The organism is Enterobacter sp. UNJFSC 003, assembly GCF_036903355.1.
Lineage (GTDB): Bacteria > Pseudomonadota > Gammaproteobacteria > Enterobacterales > Enterobacteriaceae > Enterobacter.
The window spans coordinates 1-265 of record NZ_JBAKHK010000196.1; the positions used below are offsets into that span (position 1 = coordinate 1).

Sequence of the window (265 nt, forward strand, 5' to 3'; positions counted from 1 at the left end):
TTCGTAAAGTGCGTGTAGCGCTTTTTTCTACCGGTGATGAACTCCAGTTGCCAGGCCAGCCGCTGGGCGACGGCCAAATCTACGATACCAACCGTCTCGCCGTACACCTGATGTTAGAACAGCTGGGATGCGAGGTAATCAACTTAGGGATTATCCGCGACGATCCACATGCCCTGCGCGCCGCATTTATTGAAGCCGACAGCCAGGCGGATGTGGTGATCAGTTCCGGTGGTGTTTCGGTTGGTGAGGCGGATTACACCAAAAC

At 54.7% G+C, this 265-nt stretch carries 1 protein-coding gene; it reads left to right on the forward strand.

The window, feature by feature from the left end; genetic code table 11:
- On the forward strand, positions 1–265 hold a 265-nt coding region (locus V5P19_RS23765; protein WP_334408010.1), incomplete at both ends, for a molybdopterin-binding protein.